The organism is Synechococcus sp. R55.2, from assembly GCF_047462075.1.
GTDB lineage: Bacteria > Cyanobacteriota > Cyanobacteriia > Thermostichales > Thermostichaceae > Thermostichus.
The window spans coordinates 1-23,763 of record NZ_JANSIH010000259.1; the positions used below are offsets into that span (position 1 = coordinate 1).

Annotated in this window: 21 protein-coding genes and 1 tRNA gene; 13 read left to right on the forward strand and 9 right to left on the reverse strand. The window is 57.5% G+C overall.

Annotation, left to right across the window (positions count from 1 at the left end; all coding sequences use genetic code 11):
• Positions 1–50: 50 nt before the first annotated feature.
• Positions 51–509 carry a CRISPR-associated endonuclease Cas1 gene (gene cas1, locus NW838_RS08665; protein WP_414357648.1) on the reverse strand — a complete coding sequence of 153 codons (459 nt, stop codon included), beginning with the start codon at positions 507–509 and terminating at the stop codon, positions 51–53.
• A complete protein-coding gene (locus NW838_RS08670; protein WP_414357647.1) occupies positions 506–1,927 on the reverse strand; it encodes a TIGR03985 family CRISPR-associated protein in 1,422 nt (473 codons plus the stop codon). Before NW838_RS08670 ends, cas1 begins: the two co-directional genes overlap by 4 nt.
• A 165-nt stretch (positions 1,928–2,092) precedes the next feature.
• On the opposite strand from NW838_RS08670, the gene crn3 reads away from it, so the two are divergent.
• Both crn3 and NW838_RS08680 read left to right on the forward strand, forming a co-directional pair.
• Complete coding sequence (gene crn3, locus NW838_RS08675; protein ID WP_414349585.1) at positions 2,093–3,037, forward strand: CRISPR-associated ring nuclease Crn3/Csx3; 945 nt, start codon at positions 2,093–2,095, stop codon at positions 3,035–3,037.
• A 103-nt stretch (positions 3,038–3,140) separates the two neighbouring features.
• A complete protein-coding gene (locus NW838_RS08680) occupies positions 3,141–3,932 on the forward strand; it encodes an ADP-ribosylglycohydrolase family protein (RefSeq protein ID WP_414357645.1) in 792 nt (263 codons plus the stop codon).
• Positions 3,933–4,007: 75 nt separating this feature from the next.
• Here NW838_RS08680 and NW838_RS08685 read toward each other — a convergent pair whose 3' ends face one another.
• From NW838_RS08685 to NW838_RS08700, 4 genes are all read right to left on the reverse strand, one after another.
• Positions 4,008–4,847 carry a nitrate ABC transporter ATP-binding protein gene (locus NW838_RS08685; RefSeq protein ID WP_414344143.1) on the reverse strand — a complete coding sequence of 280 codons (840 nt, stop codon included), beginning with the start codon at positions 4,845–4,847 and terminating at the stop codon, positions 4,008–4,010.
• 71 nt (positions 4,848–4,918) lie between these two features.
• Positions 4,919–6,916: a nitrate ABC transporter ATP-binding protein gene (locus NW838_RS08690; RefSeq protein ID WP_414357644.1), complete on the reverse strand. Its 1,998-nt coding sequence runs from the start codon at positions 6,914–6,916 to the stop codon at positions 4,919–4,921.
• A 68-nt stretch (positions 6,917–6,984) separates the two neighbouring features.
• Complete coding sequence (ntrB, locus tag NW838_RS08695) at positions 6,985–7,812, reverse strand: nitrate ABC transporter permease (protein ID WP_414357643.1); 828 nt, start codon at positions 7,810–7,812, stop codon at positions 6,985–6,987.
• A gap of 521 nt (positions 7,813–8,333) precedes the next feature.
• The gene (locus NW838_RS08700; protein ID WP_414357642.1) at positions 8,334–9,644 is read right to left on the reverse strand and encodes a CmpA/NrtA family ABC transporter substrate-binding protein; all 1,311 of its coding nucleotides are present in this window, start codon (positions 9,642–9,644) and stop codon (positions 8,334–8,336) included.
• 204 nt (positions 9,645–9,848) lie between these two features.
• On the opposite strand from NW838_RS08700, the gene NW838_RS08705 reads away from it, so the two are divergent.
• From NW838_RS08705 to NW838_RS08740, 8 genes are all read left to right on the forward strand, one after another.
• Positions 9,849–10,946, forward strand: coding sequence for a tocopherol cyclase family protein (locus tag NW838_RS08705; protein WP_414357641.1), 1,098 nt, complete (start codon positions 9,849–9,851; stop codon positions 10,944–10,946).
• Positions 10,947–11,121: 175 nt separating this feature from the next.
• A tRNA-Arg gene (locus NW838_RS08710) sits at positions 11,122–11,195 on the forward strand.
• Positions 11,196–11,313: 118 nt separating this feature from the next.
• Positions 11,314–13,788, forward strand: a complete 2,475-nt coding sequence (locus NW838_RS08715) for an ATP-dependent Clp protease ATP-binding subunit (RefSeq protein WP_011432255.1) — start codon at positions 11,314–11,316, stop codon at positions 13,786–13,788.
• A gap of 127 nt (positions 13,789–13,915) precedes the next feature.
• Entirely contained in the window at positions 13,916–14,551 is a 636-nt protein-coding gene (locus tag NW838_RS08720; RefSeq protein WP_414349574.1) for an ATP-dependent Clp protease proteolytic subunit, read from the forward strand.
• 17 nt (positions 14,552–14,568) lie between these two features.
• Entirely contained in the window at positions 14,569–14,838 is a 270-nt protein-coding gene (locus tag NW838_RS08725; protein ID WP_414349572.1) for a hypothetical protein, read from the forward strand.
• A 37-nt stretch (positions 14,839–14,875) separates the two neighbouring features.
• Positions 14,876–15,211 carry a Uma2 family endonuclease gene (locus NW838_RS08730; protein WP_049749557.1) on the forward strand — a complete coding sequence of 112 codons (336 nt, stop codon included), beginning with the start codon at positions 14,876–14,878 and terminating at the stop codon, positions 15,209–15,211.
• A complete protein-coding gene (locus NW838_RS08735) occupies positions 15,159–15,770 on the forward strand; it encodes an ATP-dependent Clp protease proteolytic subunit (RefSeq protein WP_011432257.1) in 612 nt (203 codons plus the stop codon). Before NW838_RS08730 ends, NW838_RS08735 begins: the two co-directional genes overlap by 53 nt.
• Before the next feature lie 107 nt (positions 15,771–15,877).
• Positions 15,878–16,180: a hypothetical protein gene (locus NW838_RS08740; RefSeq protein ID WP_414357640.1), complete on the forward strand. Its 303-nt coding sequence runs from the start codon at positions 15,878–15,880 to the stop codon at positions 16,178–16,180.
• 4 nt (positions 16,181–16,184) lie between these two features.
• Here the strand turns inward: NW838_RS08740 and NW838_RS08745 are convergent, their stop codons facing one another.
• On the reverse strand, positions 16,185–16,772 hold the full coding sequence (locus tag NW838_RS08745) for a chromophore lyase CpcT/CpeT (protein ID WP_414427869.1): 588 nt from the start codon (positions 16,770–16,772) through the stop codon (positions 16,185–16,187).
• 8 nt (positions 16,773–16,780) lie between these two features.
• Here NW838_RS08745 and NW838_RS08750 point away from each other — a divergent pair, with 8 nt between their 5' ends.
• Positions 16,781–18,175, forward strand: coding sequence for a malic enzyme-like NAD(P)-binding protein (locus tag NW838_RS08750; protein WP_414332124.1), 1,395 nt, complete (start codon positions 16,781–16,783; stop codon positions 18,173–18,175).
• A gap of 7 nt (positions 18,176–18,182) precedes the next feature.
• Here the strand turns inward: NW838_RS08750 and NW838_RS08755 are convergent, their stop codons facing one another.
• Together NW838_RS08755 and NW838_RS08760 are read right to left on the reverse strand one after the other, a co-directional pair.
• Positions 18,183–19,223 carry an ABC transporter ATP-binding protein gene (locus tag NW838_RS08755; protein WP_414358327.1) on the reverse strand — a complete coding sequence of 347 codons (1,041 nt, stop codon included), beginning with the start codon at positions 19,221–19,223 and terminating at the stop codon, positions 18,183–18,185.
• Complete coding sequence (locus NW838_RS08760) at positions 19,216–20,259, reverse strand: ABC transporter ATP-binding protein (protein ID WP_414358329.1); 1,044 nt, start codon at positions 20,257–20,259, stop codon at positions 19,216–19,218. Before NW838_RS08760 ends, NW838_RS08755 begins: the two co-directional genes overlap by 8 nt.
• A gap of 527 nt (positions 20,260–20,786) precedes the next feature.
• On the opposite strand from NW838_RS08760, the gene NW838_RS08765 reads away from it, so the two are divergent.
• Positions 20,787–22,526 (forward strand): peptide ABC transporter substrate-binding protein, encoded by a 1,740-nt coding sequence (locus NW838_RS08765; RefSeq protein WP_414358330.1) that lies wholly within the window; start codon positions 20,787–20,789, stop codon positions 22,524–22,526.
• Between the two features lie 146 nt (positions 22,527–22,672).
• Entirely contained in the window at positions 22,673–23,635 is a 963-nt protein-coding gene (locus NW838_RS08770) for an ABC transporter permease (protein ID WP_414358333.1), read from the forward strand.
• Positions 23,636–23,763 lie beyond the last annotated feature (128 nt).

A 23,763-nucleotide genomic window follows, 5' to 3' on the forward strand; every position in this document is an offset into this window, starting at 1 on the left:
ATCGCTGCATAGTTGAACAGTGATGTTCAGCAGTGTTCAGCGTAAATGTATCAGCGATCCAACTGTTGCAGGTAGGCGGCGATAACATCAATACCCTCCTGTAAGGGGGCAATTTGGCCGCGGGTAGCCCGGTTGTGCAGTTGTAGAATTGCCCGTTGGTTGCGAATCTTGCCGCGCACAATCACCTTGGCCCACCTCAGCCCCCAGGGGGAGTAGGCCCGCTGATACTGGGCCAGACGGATCTCAGAGTTGGTGGAGAAGGATCCCTGCAGGCGACCGCGAAAACCGCCATCCGCACGCAAAAAAATGGTTTCGATGCCTCGATCCAGCAGTTGGGCCAAAGCTGCGCTGGTCAATTGGATCCCGGGCAACACCACCACCAGCTCCACCTCCGCAAGGCGGCAAAGCTGCTCTTGGCCACGCTGTCGAATGAGCAGGGCTTGGTTTTGGCAGTGAACCACAGTCCCCGGCTCGGTTAGGTAGAGGGTGGTCATGGGCAGGAAGGTCAAGAAAGCTTCAGGTCGGGGCGATAAAACTGCAGCTCTGCCTGGGCTTCCCGAGCCATCTGTTCCCGGTAGGCCGGGGGAGCGATCACCTCGCCGTTGGGCCGCCAATCCCGCAGGCGCATGGTGAAATTGGTATCTCCCACCCGTACCCAGGCCCGAAAATAGCGGTCGCTGGCCGGCCTTTGCCGGAGAATGTTCAAAATCTGTTGGCGTTCCCGCACATCCGCCACTGCCTGCTGCACCAAAGCCGGGATCCGCTCGTAGGCAATGGGCTGGAAGGTGGGATGTCGCACTGTGCTTTCCACATAGCGACGGGCAAACTCCGGGGAAAATCGAAGGATCAACAATGCCTTGGGCAGGTAAAAATCGGATCCCCAGGCTTCTTCCCATGCTGCTTGGACTTCTTCCGGGCTGGGCAGCTTCTTTTGCCGTTTGCGGATTGCCAGCTCTGCCGGGATAGAAGGATCGCCCCAGGGGATCACCGCCAAGCGCTCAGACTGGATCCGATCCAGCCGAAAATTGTGCCAGCCCAGGGATCCTTCGGGGGTGGGAAGCTGGCCAAAGGCTGCCAAATACTTGGCGCGGCGAGCATAGAACAAACAGACTGGGTAAGTGAGAACGTGTCGGATCCCATGTTGGCGGGTGGCGTAGTCAAAACCGATCACCCCTGCTTCTGGGTTGGCCCAAAGGGCTTCTAGCTGGCTTTGATATTCATCCACCCGTTCTTGCTGTTCGTCCGAGAGGATGTACTCAAACCAGACAAAAAGCCGCCGCTGCGAGTGCTGATCGCGCCAGCGGGACGGAGTCCTTTGATTTTCCCAGATTTCATCCAGCAAAACCTGCACATCTGGATGTACAAAGGCCACATCGCTGAGGATGTGATAGATCTGTTCCAGTTGATGGCCCGATAAGGTCAAAGCCGATGAAGATACGGGCAGTTGGGGACGATCCCCCGGCGCACGGCAGCGAAAATTGTCTCTCCGCCTAGAGTTGGCCTGAATTTGTTGCAGCCAACCCCGGGCAGCCAGGTAATCCAGCTCTTTGCGCAGTGTGCGATGGGTCTTGTGAAAGGGTTGAGCAGATAGCAGCGCTTCCAGATCCGGAACTTCTGCTTTTAAGGCGGCCAATAGGTTGGGATCCTTCAGCCAAAACCTCAAGGGTTTCCAGCAAATGCAGTCAACATCAGGACAGGGTGAAGGGATCCCTTGTGCCAGATCCTGCTTGGGGTGCCGTGGTGAGAGCAAGCGATCCCGGATGTGGGTGTAGCCAAAGGTTTCCGGCAGGTCTGGCCAGCGGTTTTCGCCATAGAGGCAGTGGAGCAGTAGCCACAGGCGCACGGCCCGCTCCAGGCGCTCGGCCAACTGACCGCCCGCTAACCAACGCAACACTTCCACCGTCAAAGGCAGCTCAAATCCGCTCATCCGACAGTTCCCTCGGTTCTTAGGTCAACCAGTTGATGGCACTCCAGGCCAGGGGTTTTCTTGGAGCAAGGCGCAAGTGAGAGCCTGACCACTCTGACATGAGTTGGAACCTTCCACTTCCAATCTCTTCCATACTGAAGTCAACCTGTCTCGTCAAATCTGCCCATGGCTGCTGTGGCACTGCATTTGCTTTCCGGCTGTCTGGCCGCTCGCGCCAGCGGGACGGAGTCCTTTCGCGCCAGCGGGACGGAGTCCTTGGACCCTCGAAGATCCCATTCTTCGGAACTGTCTTTTCAGGTCATCGAAATTGAGCTGACCCGACCGGATCGCCTGGTTTTTCCAGAGGATTTGGCTCAGCTTCAGCTGCCTGCCGGGATCAATGCCCAGCTGGGGGTGGTTCTGACGGGGCGGGCCCCCATTTGGCTGTATGGCTGGCTGGTGCATGAGTGCCACTTCACCCGTTGGGTGGCCTGTTATGACCCACGCTTGGGCGCGGTGGTGGTCTCCAGCCATACCCCCGAAGTGCGGGTGGGCCAGGTCATCCCCTGGGTGCAGGGAAGGCCGGGTTCAGAATTGGCAGCGGCGGTGATGGTGGTGGGCCCCCCCGACAGTGGCAAAAGCCGTCTTGCCCGCGCCCTCTTCGAAGCTCTGCTGCCGGAGCATCCCGATATTTATCTGCAACGGGCCCATTGGGATGGGGAAGGCAATTGGACTTTAGACTTGCCACCAGAAGAGGCGAAGATCCTCAAGCACCAGTACCGGGGCTCTTTTACCCCCGAATTTTTCAGCTTCCATGCCCAGGCCATTCTGGCTTTGCGCCGGCAAAAGAGTTTGGTGATTGTGGATGTGGGCGGCAAGGTGGATCCGCAAAAGCAGCCGATCCTGGAAGCCTGCTCCCACTACCTGGTGGTCAGCCGGGATCCCGAGGCTATCCCTCTCTGGCACGAGTTTTGTCGAGACCGGGGCAATTTGCGCTGTGTGGCCATCCTGCACACCTCGCCCGGCCCTCCTCAAGTGCTCAAAGACTCACCTGAGTTGGAAATTCGCTGGGATCCCAACTCTCCTCCCCCCGCGGAGCTGCTTCGGGCGGTGCGCCGCTTGATTGCCTAGGGGTGCGGATTCAGAATTGGATGGACGGGCGAGCCTTTTCGGAAACGGCGAGATTGAGAACCGGGAGATTGAGAACTGGGAAAAGAAAAAGGAGAGGGTACTGATGCTGGGAGCCATTGCCGGGGATGTTATCGGCTCTGTCCATGAGCACTCGGGCACCAAAACGAAGAACTTTCCGCTGTTCGTCGAGGCCAGCCAATTTACCGATGACACGGTTCTGACGGTCGCTGTGGCCGAGCGGCTGCTGCGGGGCGGTAGCTACGTCGATTGGTACCATGAGTACTTCCACGCCTACCCAGAGGCTGGGTACGGGAGCAGCTTCATCCACTGGGCCGAGCATCGCTGCCGTGAGCCGTACTACAGTTGGGGCAACGGAGCCGCCATGCGGGTTAGCCCCATTGGCATCGCCTGCAACACGCTGGAAGAAGTGCTGGCCCAGGCGCGGGCCAGTGCCGAGGTAACCCACAACCACCCGGAGGGCATCCGCGGCGCTCAGGCTACGGCAGCCGCCGTGTTTCTCGCCCGGTCAGGGTACACCAAGGCCGACATCAAGACGTACATCGAGCAAGAGTTCGGATACTGCCTATCCGAGCGGCTGGACGATATCCGGGAGCACTACTGCTTCGATGTCTCCTGTCAGGGCTCGGTGCCCCAGTCGATCATCGCGTTCCTAGAGGCAGACGGTTTTGAAGACGCGGTGCGCAACGCCATCTCCCTTGGTGGAGACGCAGACACCATGGCCTGCATTGCCGGGGGCATTGCGGAGGCGTTTTTCGGCGGCGTGCCGGACGAGATCGCATCCCAGACGCTGGCCGTTTTGGACGAGCGGTTGCACGGCGTTGTGTGCGAGTTCCAAGAGAGGTTTGCGGATCGCCTGACCAGGGGCTGCACCTGATGGCCAAGGTGTGTGGTTTTTGGGTTTTGGGTTGCCTTGTCGCCCTCTCGCTCCGTCAACTGCTCCAGGTTGGATTTACCGGTAAGCCGCCTCTGGGTTGGCTTCATGGCCGTAGAGATAGCTGAGAACCGAGTTGCGCAGGCGGTAGTACTGCGGATCTTCAAGAATCCGCTCGCGATCCCGGGGGCGCGGGAAGGGGATGGTCACGATCTGCCCGATGGTGGCTGCAGGGCCATTGGTCATCAGCACCAGGCGGTCGGCCAAAAACAGCGCCTCATCAATGTCGTGGGTAATCATCAAAACCGTGCAGCGATGTTCATCCCAAATGCGCAACAGCTCCTCTTGAAGCTCCTCTTTGGTAATGGCATCCAAGGCCCCGAAGGGTTCATCCAAAATCAGCACTTCTGGACGGATGGCCAACGCACGAGCAATGGCTACCCGCTGTTTCATCCCTCCCGAAATTTGCGAGGGATATTTCTGAGCGGCTTCCCCCAGCCCCACCAAATCCAAATGTTCTTCCACAATTCGATGCTTTTCCGACTGGCTCTTTTGGGGAAATACCGACCGAACGGCCAAATAAACATTTTCATAAACCGTGAGCCAAGGCAACAGGGCATACCCTTGAAACACTACCATGCGCTCCGGGCCAGGAGCTGTAATCGGCTGCCCTTTCAGCTTCACCGAGCCACTGGTGGGCTGGGCAAATCCGGAAACCATATTCAGCAGGGTGGTTTTGCCACAGCCGGAATGCCCAACCAAGCAGACAAACTCTCCCTCGTTCACACTGAGGTTGATATCTCGCAAGACGGGATAATCCCCCTTGGGAGTTGAGTAGGTCTTGCTGACATTCTCAAGGCTTAGGTAGGGTTCTGCGGCTACGTTCGCTGGGGTAGAGGTTGTCAAGAGGGCAGTCATCGTAGGGTGCTCCAACTCATGATTTTCTCACAACGGGGAATGTGCTTTTGCAAGGGTGCCCAAGTGGGTATCTAGAGCAACACAGGACGACGATCCAAAGCAACCTCGGCTACATAAATATCGTGCTTAATCGCCAAACTGTTGAGGTAGGCCAGGGGATCCTCACCATTAAAGGGGATCCCATCGAACAACTGAATGGGCTGCCGCTGGTAAGACACATCCAGCCCCAGCTCGCGGGCTGCCGTACTGAATACCCCCACCTGACACACCCGCTCTACAATCTCCACCCAGTTGCGAGGGAAGGGCAGATCCCCCCAGCGGGCCATTTGGGTCATCATCCACAGATGCTCGGTGCGGCTGGGACGGTTGCCGGCTCCCAGAAAGAAGCGGTGGTGGGCATATTCCCGCATCGGCCTGTCCAAGTCACAGATCAGACGCTGGGGATCCCCCAGATGAATGTAGGATGGGTCGGTGCTCAGGTAGGCGCGGCGGCTGAGCAGCTCGCGAATCTCGTCGTGATGGGCCGGGTCTTCACAGTAGCGGCAGGCTTCCAACAGCGCTTTCACCAAGGCAATGTGGGTGTTGGGGTAGGCTCTGGCCCAATCTTCTCGCACCCCCAACACCTTGCCGGGATGGCCCAGCCAAATCTCCAGATCCGTAGCCACCGTAAAGCCGCTGCCCTCCAGGGCGGCCCGCAGATTCCAGGGCTCTCCCACACAGTACCCATCGATGTTGCCGGCTGTTAGGTTGGCCACCATCTGAGCCGGGGGCAGCGTTTTCAGCACCACGTCATGATCCGGGTGGATCCCACCGGCTGCCAGCCAGTAGCGCAACAGCAAATTGTGCATAGAGCTGGGATGCACCACCCCAAAGGTAAGCCGACGGCTGGGACTATCCAGAATGTAAGCCTTCAACTGGCTGAGGGTGTGGATCCCTTGCTCATAGAACCGCTTATGCAAGGTGATGGCATTGCCGTTGCGGGTCAAGGTGAGGGCCGTAACCACCGGCTGAGGCGGGTTATCCCCTCCGCCCAAAGACATCCACACCGGCATACCGGCGGGCATTTGGGCCGCATCCAGATAACCTCCCTGAATGCCGTCTTGGATCCCTCGCCAACTGGTTTCCCGCACCAAATTCACTTCTTCCAAGCCGTGTTTGGCAAAGAACCCTTTTTCTTTAGCTACAGCCAACGGAGCGCAGGCAGTGAGGGGCACAAAGCCGATCTCCAAGTTGATCTTTTCCAAGCCATGCCTGGCCACCACAGTGCTGCGGCGAGCACGCCATTGCTTGATGCGTTTTTGTTGGTTCAAAAAGTAGATGATCTCGCTGCGGTAGCTGTAGTAGCTGGGATGGTTGACCACCTCCAGCCGACGGCGGGGCCGAGGAATGTCAATGGTTAAAATGTTCCCAATTCGGGATCCCGGCCCGTTGGTGAGCATAACCACACGATCTGACAGAAGAACCGCTTCGTCCACATCGTGGGTGACCATGAGGGTGGTCATCTGATGTTCTTCGCAGATGCGCATCAACTGCTCTTGTAAGTTCCCGCGCGTGAGCGCATCCAAAGCGCCAAATGGCTCATCCAACAACAACACTTTGGGCCGCAAAGCCAGGGCACGGGCAATGGCCACCCGCTGCTTCATACCCCCGGACAATTGGGCTGGGGGCTTATCTGCGGCATGGCGCAAACCCACCAGATCGATGTGCTCTTCCACAATCTGCTGACGCTCCGCCGGAGAATGGTTTTTAAGAACGGCATTCACCGCCAGCGCAATGTTTTGCCGAACCGTTAGCCAAGGCAAAAGCGAGTAATGCTGAAACACCACCATGCGATCGGGGCCGGGAGCCGTAATGGTATGTCCATCCAAAGCTACGATCCCCCCTGTCGGCAAAGACAGACCCGCCACCATGTTTAACAGGGTGGATTTGCCACAGCCGGAGTGGCCGATTAAGGAGACAAACTCCCCTCGATGGATTTGCAGATCGATCCCTTTCAGAGCAAGGTATTCCTGCCCTCCGGGCAGAGCAAAAGATTTTTCCACCTGCTCCACACTGACCAATACAGACACAGAAAACCTCCCAACCTATCACCCGTCTAGCCTCAAACCAACCACATACTGACAACACATCCAACACATCATTGGTTGGCTATCTTGTTTTGCAAAACAGACATCAGGCGATCCAAAAGCAATCCCACCGCTCCGATGTAGATGACGGCAACGATGATCTCCGTAACGTAGTTCTGCTGGTAGGCATCCCAGATGAAAAAGCCGATCCCCGGCACACCCGACATCACAATCTCTGCGGCAATAATGGCCAGCCAAGACAGGCCGATGCCGATGCGCAGACCTGTGAACATGTAGGGCAGGGCTGAGGGCAGCAACACCTTAAAAAAGAAGTCCACTTTGGAGAGCTTGAGCACTTTGGAGACGTTGATGTAGTCTTCCGGGATCTGTCTCACCCCCACAGCCGTGTTGATGAGAATGGGCCAAATTGAGGTAATAAAAATAACGAACAGGGCAGCCGGCTCATTGCGTTGCAAAGCAGCCAAAGATATGGGCACCCAAGCCAAGGGAGCTACCATGCGCAAAAATTGGAAAATGGGATCCAAAGCTCGGTTGATCCACACACTGCTTCCCACCAAAATGCCCAACGTGATGCCCACCAAAGCGGCACTGCAATAGCCGATGGCCACCCTTTGTAGGCTGGCCAAGGTTTGGCGCAGCAGCCCTTGGTCGAGGTCGCTGTTGCGATACAAAGGATGCAGGATCAGATATCGGCTGCGCTCGTCCATCCACACATCCCAAGGCCCCGGCAGCCGAATAAGGTTGGCACTGGCCAAGAGCTGCCAGATGAGCAGGAATCCAACAATACCCACCACAGGGGGGAGAATCTGATCTCGGTACTTCGCCAAATCGAACTTCGCCGTTGCAGATTTTGCCGGAGAAGAAAGTGTTGTCGTCATAGCTCCTGGAGAGGATAGGGTTTTACAAGGTTCTCTGTTGTCGCGCTCTCAGAACATTCCAGCCGCAGGGTTCTACAACGTGTTGGAAACAGAGCATGAACTGGGATTGGCCTTGCCTTTTCTTTGGATGGGCAAACACAGGGATTGCAAACTCAACAAAACTCTCACGACAATCAGAAAACTCAGGATTCCTACGGCTATTGAAAGGATGAGCTTGTCCCAGCGAGGCCGGGCCGGCCTCTCAAAAGGAGGATCCCTGAAGAGTTCGCGCGGAACGTGAAGTAGAGCCAACATAGCCGATCCTCAACATGGCATTTAAAGTTATTCAAAAAGTGCGAGGCTCATAGCATCCATCAACTTTCCATCGTTTGGGCAGAAAGCTCGGCACCGCTTTTTTCGACCTCGTGGGATCCCACAGGTAGGCAGGATCCCTGTCGCGCGAGAGATTCGAACAAGGAAACGGTAAGCCATGGACTTCCTGCGAAAGAAGGTGAGGAACTTGGCCCAATCAAGCTATTCAGCTAGACCCTTTTGATTTTCAGGCTGTTCAGGTAAGCCTGCGGATCCTGTGGGTCAAACACCACACCGTCAAAGAAACGCTCTGTTCCCCGCGAGGTGTTGTTGGGGATGTTCTTCACCCCCAGTGCCTGGGCGGCCTCACGCCAGAGATCTTCACGGTTCACTTCATCCACCAGACGACGGGCAGTATCCAGATCGGGAAGGAAGCGAGCGTGGAAGCCCCAACGCAAGGATTCCGTCAGGAACCAAAGGTCATGGCTCTTATAGGGGTAAGAGACGCTGCCCCGGCCATCTTCCCAGTACAAGGGCCCGGCATTGAAATCTTGAACAGCTGGCTTGCCGTCTCCCAATTCGTAGTTGCCTTGAAAGGGAGGGGTGAGAACTTCAACCGGCACATTCAGGTAGGCACGCCCTGAGAGAATGCGTGTCAGTTCTTCTCGGTTGGCCGGATCGTCGCACCATTGCTGCGCTTCCATCACCGCCATCAAAGTGGCTTGTGTGGCCCTGGGGTTTTGCTCTACCCAATCGGCGCGAATGGCCAAGTATTCTTCGGGGTGAAAGGGCCAAATCTGTTGGGTAAGGGCCGCCATAAACCCGATCCCATCTGCCACAATTCGGTAGGGCCAGGGATCCCCGGTGCTAAAAGCATCCATGGTGCCATTGCGCATTCCCTGCACCGTTTCGGCAGAGGGAACCGCCAACAGGTCGATGTCTTGATCCGGATCTACCCCCCCAGCAGCAAACCAGTAACGGATCCAAAAATCTTGATTGACGTTGGGGAAGGTATGAGCGGCCTTGAATTTGCGTCCGTTGCTGGCGCTGAAATTTTTGATGTAATCCGCGGCTCCCGAGATATCCAGCCCCAAACCCTTGCCAGCATGCATTCCGGCAATGGCAATCCCGTTGCCTTGGGTGATCAACTGACACAGAACTGCCATGCGCACCGGCTGATTGTTGGTGATGGCGCCAATGTGGATCATGTGAGGCATCGGCATCTGCCACTGGCCACCGTCGATTCCCCCACCCGCTGAGCCGATGACCACATTGTCACGGGCTGCCGGCCAACTGGCCTGCTTCAACACCTCTACACCGGTCATGCCATGCTTGTCGAAAAAGCCCTTTTCCTTGGCGATGATCAGGGGGGCAGACTCCACAATCGGTATAAAGCCTAACCTGAGATTGGGGGTTTCTGGGCCGCTGGCCTGGGCAACCCAGTAGCCTGTGCTGGCCCGTGCTAAGCTGCCACTCACGAGTCCACCCACGGTGGCCGCACCCGCAGACAGCAAAAAGTTACGACGTGACGTCATGCTCACCTCATCGAAAGGATATGTGAAGGCAAGATGGAAGCTTTCCAGTTCAAGTCGCCTGACCCATGGATTTCCTTCGTGAAATCTCAAGAAATCCTTAAATCTCAGCTTGGTTGATATCCTAAGGGCAAATAAATATAGAAACAATACAATTATTATTTTGGTAAGCATAGACTTCCGTTTATCATTGTTGCGATGGCTTAGGTCTCAATGGCGTTTCCTCCAACGGCGGCTTGCTCTGGGCAAAACAACTCAACAGATTGGGGATCCCTGCCCCATGCCGGCTACCACTGGGATGGCTGCACAGAGCGGTTTTTTGAGGGTTGGTATAGCCGGGTAACGTTGCCCGGGGATCCGCCCATTAGCTTTGCCTTCATGTACGCCATCAATCCCAAGCGTGGGGGCATGGCTCAGGTGTTGGGGCCGGAGGAGGAGTTGCATTGGCGCACCTTCCCCAATCCCCGCCGCTTTTGGGCCAGCTCAACCCATCTGGCCTTGGGGCACTCAGGGATCCCAGGCCCCGGCTGTCGCGGCCTTCAGGATCCCTTCACCTTCTTCCAGCGCACCGCCAGTGGCTACCAATACACCGCCCACCTCAATCAGGGGATTTTGCCGGATCCCTTGGGCTCTGAGCCTATTCGCTGGCTCTACCGCATTCAACCTCGTTTTGCCTATGGGATCCCACCCCGAGCCACCATGGGAGCCTGGTCTTATCTGCCCATCTTTGAGCCGGGCTGGCAGATCCTCATGAGCCATGGCTTGGCCACCGGCTGGGTGGAGTGGAGAGGCAGGCGCTATGCATTTCAGCAGGCTCCCGCCTACGCCGAAAAAAATTGGGGCCAAAGCTTTCCTCGCCGCTGGTTTTGGATCCAGTGCAACGCCTTTCCCCAGCATCCCGGCCTTAGCCTCACCTGTGCCGGAGCTGAGCGGCAGGTGCTCACCCGCCCCGAAGAAGTGGCCCTGATCAGCCTGCATGGATGGGGATCCCAGCCCTTTTTGGAATGGCGACCCGGATCCGCTCGGCTGACCTGGCAAGTGGATCCCTGGGGATCTTGGCGAATCCGGGGAGAGAGCGCCCTCTGGTGTATTCGGCTGGAAGGGCACACGGGACGGCCTGGCCAAACTGTATTCACTCCTGGCCCAGAAGGGATGCAGCGCAACTGTCGGGATACCCTGGCAGGACATCTGCACCTGCAGCTTTGGCAGCGCAACGGCCAAGTCTGGACGCCGGTGATCAAGGCCACCAGCCCCCAAGCCGGCCTGGAAGTGGGGGGAGAAGTCCGGCAACCTTGGCAAGGGCAATGTTAACGCTGGCGGATATCTACACCCCCGTTGGACTTTCCAAAAAACGCTCTTGTGCTAGAATGCCTAAGCCACATTGATAGATGTCCATCTCTGTCTCTGGATAGTACTGGATAGTATCTGAGTAACTATGGACAGATAGTATGGACAGACAGTCAACCGTGGTTGGCCCGCCCCTTTTGCGCCTGTAGCTCAGTGGACTAGAGCACGTGGCTACGGACCACGGTGTCGGGAGTTCAAATCTCTCCAGGCGCGTTTTGGCCCCAGACAGCTTCCGTCTGGGGTATTTACCGTCCCTTGGTTTCGCCAGAACTTGTGCTAGGATTACCCCTATCAAGTCCGCCTTGATGCAGGCGTAGGGAGCCCGAGGATCATGTTTGAACGCTTTACAGAAAAAGCCATCAAGGTGATCATGCTGGCCCAAGAAGAAGCCAGACGGTTAGGTCACAATTTCGTTGGCACCGAGCAAATTTTGTTGGGGTTAATCGGCGAGGGCACTGGGGTCGCCGCCAAAGTTCTCAAGTCCATGGGAGTGAACTTGAAGGACGCCCGCATTGAAGTCGAGAAAATTATCGGTCGGGGATCCGGTTTTGTGGCCGTCGAGATCCCTTTCACTCCCCGCGCCAAGCGAGTGCTGGAACTCTCCCTAGAAGAGGCCCGCCAGCTCGGCCACAACTACATTGGCACTGAGCACCTGCTCCTGGGCCTGATCCGAGAAGGGGAGGGAGTAGCGGCCCGCGTCTTGGAAAACCTGGGGGTGGATCTCTCCAAGGTGCGCACCCAGGTGATCCGCATGTTGGGCGAGACTGCCGAAGTGACGGCAGGGGGGGGATCCTCCAGTCGCACCAAAACGCCCACCCTGGACGAATTCGGCTCCAACCTAACTCAACTGGCCCAGGAGGGCAAGCTGGATCCGGTGGTCGGTCGGACGCGGGAGATCGAGCGGGTGATCCAGATCTTGGGCCGCCGCACCAAGAACAACCCCGTCCTCATTGGCGAGCCGGGGGTAGGCAAAACTGCCATTGCCGAAGGTTTGGCCCAGCGCATCGTGCAGGGGGATGTGCCGGATATTTTGGCCGACAAGCGGGTGATCAGCCTGGATATTGGTTTGCTGGTGGCCGGCACCAAGTACCGCGGCGAGTTTGAAGAGCGCCTCAAGAAAATCATGGATGAGATCCGCAATGCCGGCAACATCATCCTGGTCATCGACGAGGTGCATACCCTGATCGGGGCCGGGGCTGCGGAAGGGGCGATTGATGCCGCCAACATCCTCAAGCCTGCTTTGGCCCGCGGCGAGCTGCAGTGCATCGGCGCCACCACCCTGGATGAGTACCGCAAGCACATCGAACGGGATGCCGCCCTGGAGCGTCGCTTCCAGCCCATCATGGTGGGCGAGCCGACAGTCTCCGAGACCATCGAGATCCTGTTTGGCCTGCGGGAGCGCTACGAGCAGCACCACAAGCTGAAGATCTCCGATGCCGCCTTGGATGCGGCAGCCAAGCTGGCCGACCAGTACATCTCCGACCGGTTCTTGCCAGATAAGGCCATCGATTTGATCGACGAGGCTGCTTCGCGGGTGCGCCTGATCAACTCTCAACTGCCCCCGGCGGCCCGGGAGCTGGATCAAGAGTTGCGGCGAGTGCTCAAGGAGAAAGACGCTGCGGTGCGGGCCCAGAACTTCGACAAGGCTGGTGAGCTGCGGGATCGGGAGATGGAGATCAAGCAGCAGATCCGCGCCATTGCCGCTGCCAAAAAAGCCGAGGAGAGCAGCCGCAGCGAAATGCCTGAGGTAACCGAAGAGGACGTGGCCCAAGTGGTCAGCGCCTGGACGGGGGTGCCGGTGGCCAAGCTGACCGAGAGCGAGTCAGTGAAGCTGCTGAACATGGAAGAAACCCTGCACCAGCGCATCATCGGCCAAGACGAAGCGGTGCGGGCCATCTCCCGGGCCATCCGCCGCGCTCGGGTGGGGCTGAAAAATCCCAACCGCCCCATCGCCAGCTTCATCTTCTCCGGCCCAACAGGGGTGGGCAAAACCGAGCTGACCAAGGCTTTGGCAGCCTACTTCTTCGGCTCCGAGTCGGCCATGATCCGCCTCGACATGTCGGAATACATGGAGCGGCACACGGTCAGCAAGCTGATCGGATCCCCGCCGGGCTATGTGGGCTACAACGAGGGGGGTCAGCTCACAGAAGCGGTGCGGCGTCGCCCCTACACGGTGGTGCTTTTCGATGAGATCGAGAAGGCGCACCCGGATGTGTTTAACCTATTGCTGCAAATCCTGGAGGATGGCCGCCTGACCGATGCCAAAGGCCGCACGGTGGACTTCAAGAACACCCTGATCGTGATGACCTCTAACATCGGCTCGAAGGTCATCGAGAAGGGCGGCGGCAGCCTCGGCTTCGAGTTCAACACCAACGACGAGGATGCCAACTACAACCGCATCCGCAACCTGGTGAATGAGGAGCTGAAGCAGTACTTCCGTCCGGAGTTCCTCAACCGCGTGGACGAGATCATCGTCTTCCGGCAACTGACCAAGGATGAGGTGAAGCAGATTGCCGACATCCTGCTCAAGGAAGTGTTTGACCGCATGACGGAGAAGAAAATCCGCCTTACGGTCAGCGACCGCTTCAAAGACTTGGTGGTGGAGGAGGGGTATAACCCCAGCTACGGGGCACGCCCGCTGCGCCGCGCCATCCAACGCCTGCTGGAAGACATCCTGGCGGAAGAGATCCTGACTGGGCATGTCCGGGAGGGATCGGAGGTGCTCATCGATGTGGATGAGGAGCGCAAGCCCAAGGTGCTGGTCACGGAGCCGGAGCGGGTTCTCTTGCCTCAAGGGGCGGAGTAAAGCTGGCTTTGAGAGGTCCTCAGACTGCAAGGGATCCGTTGGGATGCTGCGGATCCCTTGTGGTCCTCAAGTGTTGTTTTTCTGGTGTTTTTCAGTTGAACAGACCCAGGCGTAGGAGATCTCTGGCATGGTGCAATCGACCTACTACTACTATGGCGGCGCTCCGGTTCGTACCCCACCCCCAGATTTGGCTTCGCTGCTGCTGCAGGAGCGCATTGTCTACCTGGGCTTGCCCCTTGCGGAAGAGTCGAATGCCAACGTCACCAAGCTGATCATCGAGCAACTGCTGTATTTGCAGTACGAGGATCGGGAAAAGCCGATCAAGATGTACATCAACTCGACGGGCACCTATAACTACGACACAGCGGCCTTTGCCATTCTGGACACCATGAACTACATCAAGCCGCCTGTGCATACTATCTGCATCGGCAATGCCATTGGGATGGCGGCCATGTTATTGGCAGCAGGAGCCAAAGGATTTCGGGCCAGTCTGCCCAATGCCACGATCGTGCTCCACCAGCCCTATGGGGGCACCCGTGGACAGGCCAGCGACATCGAAATTCGCACCCGCGAGATTCTGACTTTGCGCAACATGATGCTGGAGCAACTGTCCCGCAGCACGGGCCAGCCTATGGAGCGCATCAAGAAGGACACGGAGCGGCTATTTTTCATGACACCAGAGGAAGCCAAAGCCTACGGCCTCATCGATCAGGTGCTGACCAGTTCCAAAGGCGTGCCGAAGTTGGCAACAGCCAAAAACTGAAGCAGAGGGATCCGTCGATGGTTCAAGTTCCCGTACAGCCTTTGACGGTGGGGGAGTACCTACGCCTCACGGACGGGCTTTATGAAGGACGGGTTGAACCTGAAGACGGGTCCATTCGGGAAGCCGAGGAGCGTATGAACACCCTCATTGAGCTGTTTCTGGTTGCGGAATTGCCCAAGTTTTTGCCCATCCAACGCCTGAGCTTGGGCCAAGTTGAGGTCGAAGTGCCCGCAGCCAAGGCTCGGTTGCGCAATCCAGAGGTGATGGCTTTGCATCCCGCTATGTGAGCTTGCTGGGAAACGGTTGCGGAATCCTTGCCTGCACATGCCCCTGCCGCTGTTGGTGGTGGAAGTCGTTTCCCCCGGAGTAGACAATGAAAAACACGATTATCAAGACAAGCGCAAAGATTACGCTGCCCGTGGGATCCCAGTGGATCCAGCCAAGCAGTCCGTTTCCGCGGTGCGCTGGGTTGGCGGAGAATACGAAGGCGAGGTCAAAACTGGATCTGGACGCATTGTTTCCTCGGTTTTGCCCCAGCTGGATTTGAGCGCGGAAGATATCTTACAAGCGCGTCGTTCTGTGTTTCATACTTTGCCAGGAGAAACTTATGCCGATTGGAGTGCCTCGGGTTCCCTACCGTTTGCCCGGCGAGCCCTATAGCCAGTGGATTAGCCTTGACGATCGCCTGTACCAAGAGCGGATTTTGTTTATCGGCGAGCCCATTGACGATAGCTTGGCCAATACCATCGTGGGGGTGATGCTTTACCTCAACTCGCAGGATCCGCAAAAGGACATTGTGATGTACATCAATTCTCCCGGTGGCTCTGTGACGGCGGGCATGGCCATCTACGACACCATGAACCACATCAAGCCAGATATCGTTACGGTTTGCGTGGGCCAAGCAGCTTCAATGGGAGCCTTTTTGTTGGCTGCTGGCACCAAGGGCAAGCGGTTTGCCCTGCCCCACTCCCGCATCATGCTGCACCAGCCTTCGCTGGGCACGATCCAAGGCCAAGCCAGCGACATTGAAATTCGCGCCCGCGAAACTCTGCGAGTCAAACGACGCATGAACGAGATCTTGGCGCAAACCACCGGCCAACCGCTGGAGAAAATCGAGCGGGATGTGGAGCGAGACTTTTACCTCTCGGCCACGGAAGCTCAGGCTTACGGCATCGTGGATCGGGTGATCCAAGAGCGCTCGGAAGCCATGGCCAGCTAAAGGGATCCCCCCCTTTTCCCCAGCAACAGGTCGAGGGGTTGGGAAAGGTTGGGAGGGATCCCTTCAAGGGGTGGAGTTCAGTGGACAACGCTAGGAGAACCGGTCGGATGGGCCAACGGCTCTGGAGTGCAGGACTGGGCTGCTGCGCGGGTCTGCTGCTGCTTTGGCCGGAAGCTTGGGCACTGCCCCCTGCCGATGAGATCCCGGAAGAGGTGTTGCGGGCCCAGCCCGACTTGCGGGCTCGCTCTCCGGTCGATAATCAGCCCCTCGCCGCCGCCGAGGCTCTGGAACTCCAGGAAGCCTTGGCAGCTCGGCCCGAAACCGGATCCGTCTCCCCCGAGGTGGAACGGCTGATCTTTTTGCTCAGGCTGCGCAAAGGGTTTCGAGATCTGTTTCCCTTCCTGTTTTGAAGGTTCAGACCTGAAGAGGAGCCGGTGGGATCCCTTTTTGGTAGCGGTAGGGGCCGGCGCGGGATCCCCAGGTTTGTTGGCCGGTGGTGGCGTCAAAGCCGCGATCCCAGGTGATGAATTCCTCGGCTGTGAGGTCAAATTCGATGTGGATGTAGGTGCTATCGCCGGGGTTCAGACGACATTCTCCACCTGGCAGCATTTCGCCGTGGTAGCAGTCTGGGCGCTTTTCCACCAAAATGCGACAACCGGGCAAATGCTCCAGGTCGGCCAAGGAGAGCTGCGCCAAGCGCTGCGGATCCTGAGAGGCACCTGCCCAAGCTGCTTGATCCCGCAATTTGTAGTTCTCGATCCGCAAGGGATCCCCCAATACCTGGAGCACCCGGCTGCGATAAAACCGGCCCGGCGTGTGTTGGTTGAATTGTTCGGTAAAAAAGCCGATCCCTTGGGAAAACAGGTGGGGCAGACGCACGTACCAAAGGCTGACCGGCACAAACCACACCGGCTCCGCCATTGCCTGGGCGCGGTTGCTGTAGTAGCCCTCCAGCCAATCGGCCAAGGTGTGCAGGTCGGAATCGGATTTTTCGTCTACCATAAGGGACTATGACAAAACTCACCCCCAGCTCCAGCTATAGCATTGCCCTGCGCATTCGCCTGCTCAACCAGCCGGGAGCCCTAGCCCGTGTGACCCAAGCCATTGCCGAGGTGGGAGGCAGCCTCAGCCAGATCGACCTCATCCACCAATCCCCTGCGGAGACGGTACGGGAGATCGCGGTGGATGCCGTCAGCAGCGAGCATGCCCAGCAAATTCGCGCCGCCGTGGCTGCCCTACCCAATGTGAAAGTGGAGCGGGTGGTAGATCGCACCTTTGAGCTGCATCGAGGGGGAAAACTGCAAGTGGTGGCCAAAAGCCCCCTGGAGAGCGCCGCCGATCTGGCCATGGCCTACACGCCGGGGGTAGGGCGGGTTTCTCTGGAAATTGCTGCCAACCCCGCCGCGGTCTATGAGTACACCATCAAGGGCAACAGTGTGGGCATTGTAACCGATGGTAGCGCGGTGCTGGGCTTGGGGAATGTCGGCCCGGAGGCAGCTTTGCCGGTGATGGAGGGGAAAGCGGCGCTGTTCAAGCGCTTTGCCGATATCGATGCCTTTCCTCTGTGCCTGGCCACTCAGGAGGTGGGGGAAATTGTAGAGACGGTGGTGCGCCTGGCGCCGGGATTTGGCGGCTTTAACCTGGAAGACATCAGCGCCCCTCGCTGCTTTGCCATTGAGTCTCAGCTCAAGGCCCGCCTCAACCTGCCGGTGTTTCACGACGATCAGCACGGCACCGCCATTGTGGTGCTGGCGGCGCTGCTGAATGCCCTGAAAGTGGTGAAAAAGAGCCTAGACGAGGTGCGCATTGTCCTCAACGGGGCCGGGGCAGCCGGCATTGCCGTGACGCAACTGCTGCGGCGGGCCGGGGCAGCCCACATCCTGGTCTGCGACCGCCAAGGGATCCTCAGCCGCTCCCGTTCCGATCTCACCCCCGAGAAGGCGGCCATTGCCGTCGAGGAGAAGGGATCCCTGGCGGAAGCCTTGGTGGGAGCGGATGTGTTTATTGGGGTGAGCGTGGCCAATGCCCTGACAGTGGAGATGGTAGAAAAAATGGCACCGGATCCCATCGTCTTTGCCCTGGCCAACCCGGTGCCCGAGATCCAGCCGGAGCTGGTGGGCAATCGGGTGGCAGTGATGGCCACGGGCCGCAGCGACTACCCCAACCAAATCAACAACGTGCTGGCCTTTCCGGGCGTGTTTCGCGGCGCCCTCGACTGCCGCGCCAAGCAGATCAACACCGAGATGTGCCTGGCTGCCGCTCAAGCCATTGCTGCCTTGATCCCTGCCGAAGAGTTGGATCCCCAGTGGATCATCCCCTCGGTCTTCGACGGGCGGGTGGTTCCTCAGGTGGCCGCTGCGGTAATCCAGGCTGCCCGCCAAACCGGCGTGGCCGGGATCCCTTGAGGGCTGCCTAGGGCACCAGGTGACAAGCCACAAAATGCCCCGCGCTCACCTCGCGAAAGGCCGGGGGTGGATCTTGACGGCACGCCTCTGTTACCCAAGGGCAGCGGGTGTGGAAGTTGCATCCTTTGGGCGGGTTGACCGGGCTAGGCACATCGCCCTTGAGGATGATCCGCTTGCGCCTGGCTTCCACTTCCGGGTCGGGAATGGGAACTGCCGAGAGCAGTGCCTGGGTATAGGGATGGAGAGGATTTTGGTAAATCTCGTCGCGATCCGCCAGCTCCACCACCTTGCCCAAGTACATCACCGCCACCCGGTCGGAAATGTGGCGCACCACGCTCAGGTCATGGGCGATGAACAGATAGGTGAGGCCGAACTGCTCTTGCAAAGACTGCAGCAAGTTAATCACCTGGGCCTGAATCGACACGTCCAAAGCCGAGATCGGCTCATCACAGACAATAAAATCCGGCTTCAAAGCCAAGGCACGGGCAATGACAATCCGCTGCCGTTGCCCGCCCGAAAACTCGTGGGGATAGCGGTTGACAAAGTTGGCATTGAGGCCGACCACCTCCAGCAGCTCCCTGACCCGCTCCTGCTGCGCTTTGCCCCCGGCCACCCTAAAGACTGTCAGGGGCTCCCCCACAATTGCCCCCACCGTCTGGCGGGGATTCAGAGCGGCATAGGGATCCTGAAACACCATCTGCATGCGTTGCCGCATGCGGCGCAGCTCTTCCGGGCTGAGCTGGGTCAGATCGACACCCCCAAAATACACGTTCCCGGCGGTGGGCCGATATAACTGCAAAATGGCTCGCCCAAGGGTGCTCTTGCCACAGCCCGATTCTCCCACCAGCCCCAGGGTTTCTCCCCGCCGCACCGCAAAACTCACCCCATCCACCGCCTTGACGGATCCCACCTGTCGTTGCAGGATTAGCCCCCGCCGAATGGGAAAATGCACTTTTAGGTTTTCGACGCGCACCAAGGTGGCTTGGCCGGTCTCAGGTGGGCAAGCATCGACAGAGGCGCTGGCCGGGAAAGAAGGGGGGTCAACCATGGGCCGTCCTCTCCAGCGATTCACCGTCCCCGCCGACACCGGCCACTGACCGCAGATGGGCTTTTCCTTCCGGCTTTACCCAGCAAGCCACCGCATGCTGGGATCCAACGGACTCCAGCTCTGGATTTTCGCTCCAGCAGCGGTCGATGACGAAGCGACAACGGGCCGCAAACGGACAACCCTTGGGATAGTTGACCAAATCCGGGGGCATGCCCTCAATGGGCTGCAGCTTTTCGCGTCGGCGCTCATCCAGGCGGGGGATGCTCTGCAGCAGGCCGATGGTGTAGGGATGACGGGGATTTTTGTAAAGCTGGTGCAACGGAGCTTCTTCCACAATCTGGCCGGCGTACATAACCAAGATCCGGTCGGCCAGGCCCGCCAAAAAGGCCAAATCATGGGTAATCCAGATAATCGCCATGCCGATCTCCTCGCGCAAGGCTTTGATCAACTCCACAATCTGGGCTTGGATCGTCACATCCAAGGCGGTGGTGGGCTCATCGGCAATCAACAGCTTTGGGCGGCAGGACAGGCCCATGGCAATCATCACCCGCTGCCGCATCCCCCCGGAGAATTGGTGGGGATAGTGATCCACCCGCTCGGCTGCTGCCGGGATCCCAACCATTTGTAACAGTTCAATAGTCCGCTGCCGTGCTTGGGCAGGAGTCATGCCCAGGTGCAACTGCAGAGCCTCGGCAATTTGTTGGCCCACTCGCAAGACAGGGTTCAAGGAGGTCATGGGGTCTTGAAAGATCATGGCGATCTGGTTGCCCCGGATGCGCCGCATTTCCGATTCTTTCAGCTTGAGCAGGTCTTGGCCGGCAAACAGCACCTCGCCCCCCACAATTTTGCCCGGCGGTGTTGGGATCAGCCGCATCACCGAGAGCATGGTGACACTTTTGCCGGATCCCGATTCCCCCACAATGCCCAGAGTTTCCCCCTCGTCCACGTGAAAGCTGGAACCGTTGACGGCCTTCACCACTCCATCCTGGGTATAGAACCGCGTTTCCAGCCGCCATACTTCTAACAATCGCGCCATGCTCCTGGGATCCTTGTCACCGCTACAGCAAAGGAAAAGGATTTCCCCTTATATGGCGAATTTTTCCAGAAAAATCCAGCATCCCTTAGAACCATTTAGACACAAACCAATTCAAGCTCAATCCCGACCGAGTTCAAGTTCAACCCTAAAGAGGAGCAGCACCTAAGGGTTGACGAAACCCTGCCACCATTCTTGCTCATCTCTACAGACATTTGCGTATCCATTTGCACCAAACGGGGGAACCCCATTCCCAGCAATCCAACCCTCTAGGGCTCTGCAAGCGGGATCTGGCAATACTGTGTAACGAATTACAGAAAAATCCCGTCCATCTGCTACCTTGCTGAAACCTAAACCTAAAAGAGGTCTTGATTGAGGCAAACCCTCATCCAACAAAGTTGACCTCAATCGGACCGCCGGGGGGGAACCTTACCCGGTTCTTGCCAGTCAAAGGCTGAAAATCTCTGGGATGACTTGGAGGCCATAGCGCCAGTCCCCTAGCTGAGTCTGTTTACAAGAGGTAAGTGTAAATGTCTTTTCATCCTTTCCAACGTCTGAGACTGCGGTTGGTCAAGCTGCGGCTGTGGTTGATTCCCCTGTTTGTGGTGGGAGGGTTGCTGGTTCACCAGCATTGGATACCCGTCCAGGCCCAAGCCGACGACACCCTGCGGTTGCTGTACTGGCAAGCGCCAACTCTGCTTAACCCTCACCTCTCCACAGGAACCAAAGACTTTGAAGCCAGCCGCTTGGTCTATGAGCCTCTGGCCAGCTTTGATGCCCGTGGTGAAATGGTGCCTTTTTTGGCAGCAGAAATCCCCAGCATTGAAAACGGCGGCGTTGCCAAAGATCTGACCTCTGTCACCTGGAAGTTGAAGAGCGGGGTCACTTGGGCGGATGGAGAACCCTTCACCGCTGAAGATGTGGTCTTCACCTACGAGTACGTTTCCAACTCAGAAGTGGGGGCGATTACCTCCGAATACTATGCCGATGTTGCCTCGGTGGAAGCTGTGGATCCGACCACGGTGAAAATCACCTTCAAAAAGCCGACGGTGGCTTGGTTTGTGCCCTTTGTCGGCAGCAACGGCATGATCATTCCCAAACATATCTTCAAAGACTACAACGGCCCTAACTCCCGCGAGGCCCCTGCCAACCTGGCCCCCATTGGCACTGGCCCCTACATTACCGAAGAGGTGAGGCCAGGGGATGTGATCGTCTATGTGGCCAACAAGAACTTTCGGGAAGAGGGCAAGCCCTTCTTCAAGCGCGTGGAATTGAAGGGAGGTGGAGATGCCACCTCTGCGGCACGGGCGGTGCTGCAAACCGGCGATGCCGACTATGCCTGGAACACCCAGGTAGAAGCTGCAGTGCTCGCTCAGCTAGAGGCTACAGGCATTGGTCGGGTCATTCCCAAGCCTGGCCCGAGCATGGAGCGGATCGTTATCAATTTCTCCGACCCCAACGTAGAGAAAGACGGGCAACGCTCCCACAAGGATGTGCCCCATCCGTTCCTGACGGACTTGAACGTGCGCAAAGCCCTGAGCCTGGCTGTGGATCGGCAAACCACCGCCGATCAGATCTACGGCGTGGCCGGTACCCCCACCAATGACTACGTGTTATCTCCCGAAAACCTGCGGGCCAACGCTCCCTGGGAATTCAACCTGGAGAAAGCTGCAGCGCTGCTGGATGAAGCCGGTTGGGTAGATAGCAACAACAACGGCATTCGGGACAAAGGTGGTGTAGAGATGCGCATGGTTTTCCAAACCTCTGTTAACCCGGTGCGCCAGAAAACTCAGGAGATCATCAAGCAAGACTTCAGCAAGATCGGCATCGACCTGGAGCTGAAGAGCATCGATGCCAGCATCTTCTTCGACAGCGAACCCAACAACCCCGACAACCTGGGCCACTTCTACGCTGACCTACAGATGTACACCACTGGCAACGATAACCCGGATCCGACGAGTTACCTGCGCCGTTACCTTTGCGAGGAGATTGCCCAGAAAGAAAACAACTGGGCCAAGTCCAACGACTCCCGCTATTGCAACCCCACCTACGACGCCATGTTTGCCGAGCTGGTGGCGATGACCGATGCCAAAGAACGGGAGGAGCAGATCAAGAAAATGAACAACTTCCTGACAGTAGAAGATGTGGCGGTGATTCCTTTGATCGACCGCTCCAGCCCGGCGGCAGCGGCCAACAGCCTGGAAGGGATCGATCTCACCCCCTGGGATCTGGAACCTTGGAACATCAAAGATTGGACTCGCAAGTCCTAGGGGATCCTGTCGGGGAGGGGCGGGGGTGAGGGAGGGATCCCTTGCCTCTTTTTTTCCTCTCTGGGCAAGAAAGGCTTTCCCCTAACATTTTGCTGCCAACATCCCTACCATGATGGCATTGCTTTCATTTTTGTCTCTTTGTTTTTATGACGCGCTACTTGATTAATCGCCTGTTGATCTCCATTCCCACCTTGCTGGCCATCAGCATCGTGGTGTTTGCCATCTTGGCTTTGGCACCTGGGGATCCCATGGCAGAATTTGCCACCAATCCTGCCATCACTGCGGAAGTACGGGAGAACATTCGCCGTTCTTTGGGGCTAGATCAGCCGATTTACATCCGCTATGTGAAGTGGCTGTGGGCTTTTATGCAGGGGGATATGGGCTTTTCTTTTACCAGCCGCAGCCCCGTGTTGAACTTGATTTTGCAACGGTTGCCCACCACTCTTTGGATAGTTGGCACTGCATATATTATCGGCGCATTGCTGGCGGTGCCTTTGGGCGTGATCTCTGCCCTGAAGCGCTACACCCTCTTCGACCAAGTGGTGACGACGCTGGCTTTTGTTGGCTTTTCCTTGCCCACCTTTTTTACGGGTATTTTGTTCATCATCATTTTCAGTGTGCAACTGCGCTGGTTCCCCTTCATCTACAACAGCACGCTGCGGGTAACCGATTGGGCAAGTTTTGTGGCCCAGGTGCGCCAATCGATCATGCCTGTGACAGTCTTGGTGTTGTTCCAGGCAGCGGTGCTGATGCGCTTTGTGCGAGCCTCAATGCTGGAGCAAATGAACCGGGATTACGTGCGGACGGCCAGGGCCAAAGGCTTGCAAGAATGGGTGGTGGTGAATCGGCACATTTTGCGCAATGCCTTGATCCCGGTGGTAACCCTGGTGGCCCTGGATATTCCATCCGTGTTTACCGGAGCGCTGGTTACAGAGCAGATTTTTCGCGTACCTGGGATCGGCGCTTTGTTGGTGGATTCCATCTTCCGGGGCGATACGCCGGTGGTGATGGCCATCACCTTTATCTACGCCATCTTGATCGTGATTTTCAATTTGGTGGCGGATATTCTCTACAGCATTTTGGATCCGCGGGTGCAGTATACCCGCTAGGGATCCGGCTCTTCAACAATCTTTCACCCTCAAACTTCTAGGTCGTGTTGATCTTATGTTAGGATAGAGAGAGTAATTTATAGAGGAAAGAGGATGAAGTTGGTTTTTTTAGATGAAAACAAATGGCA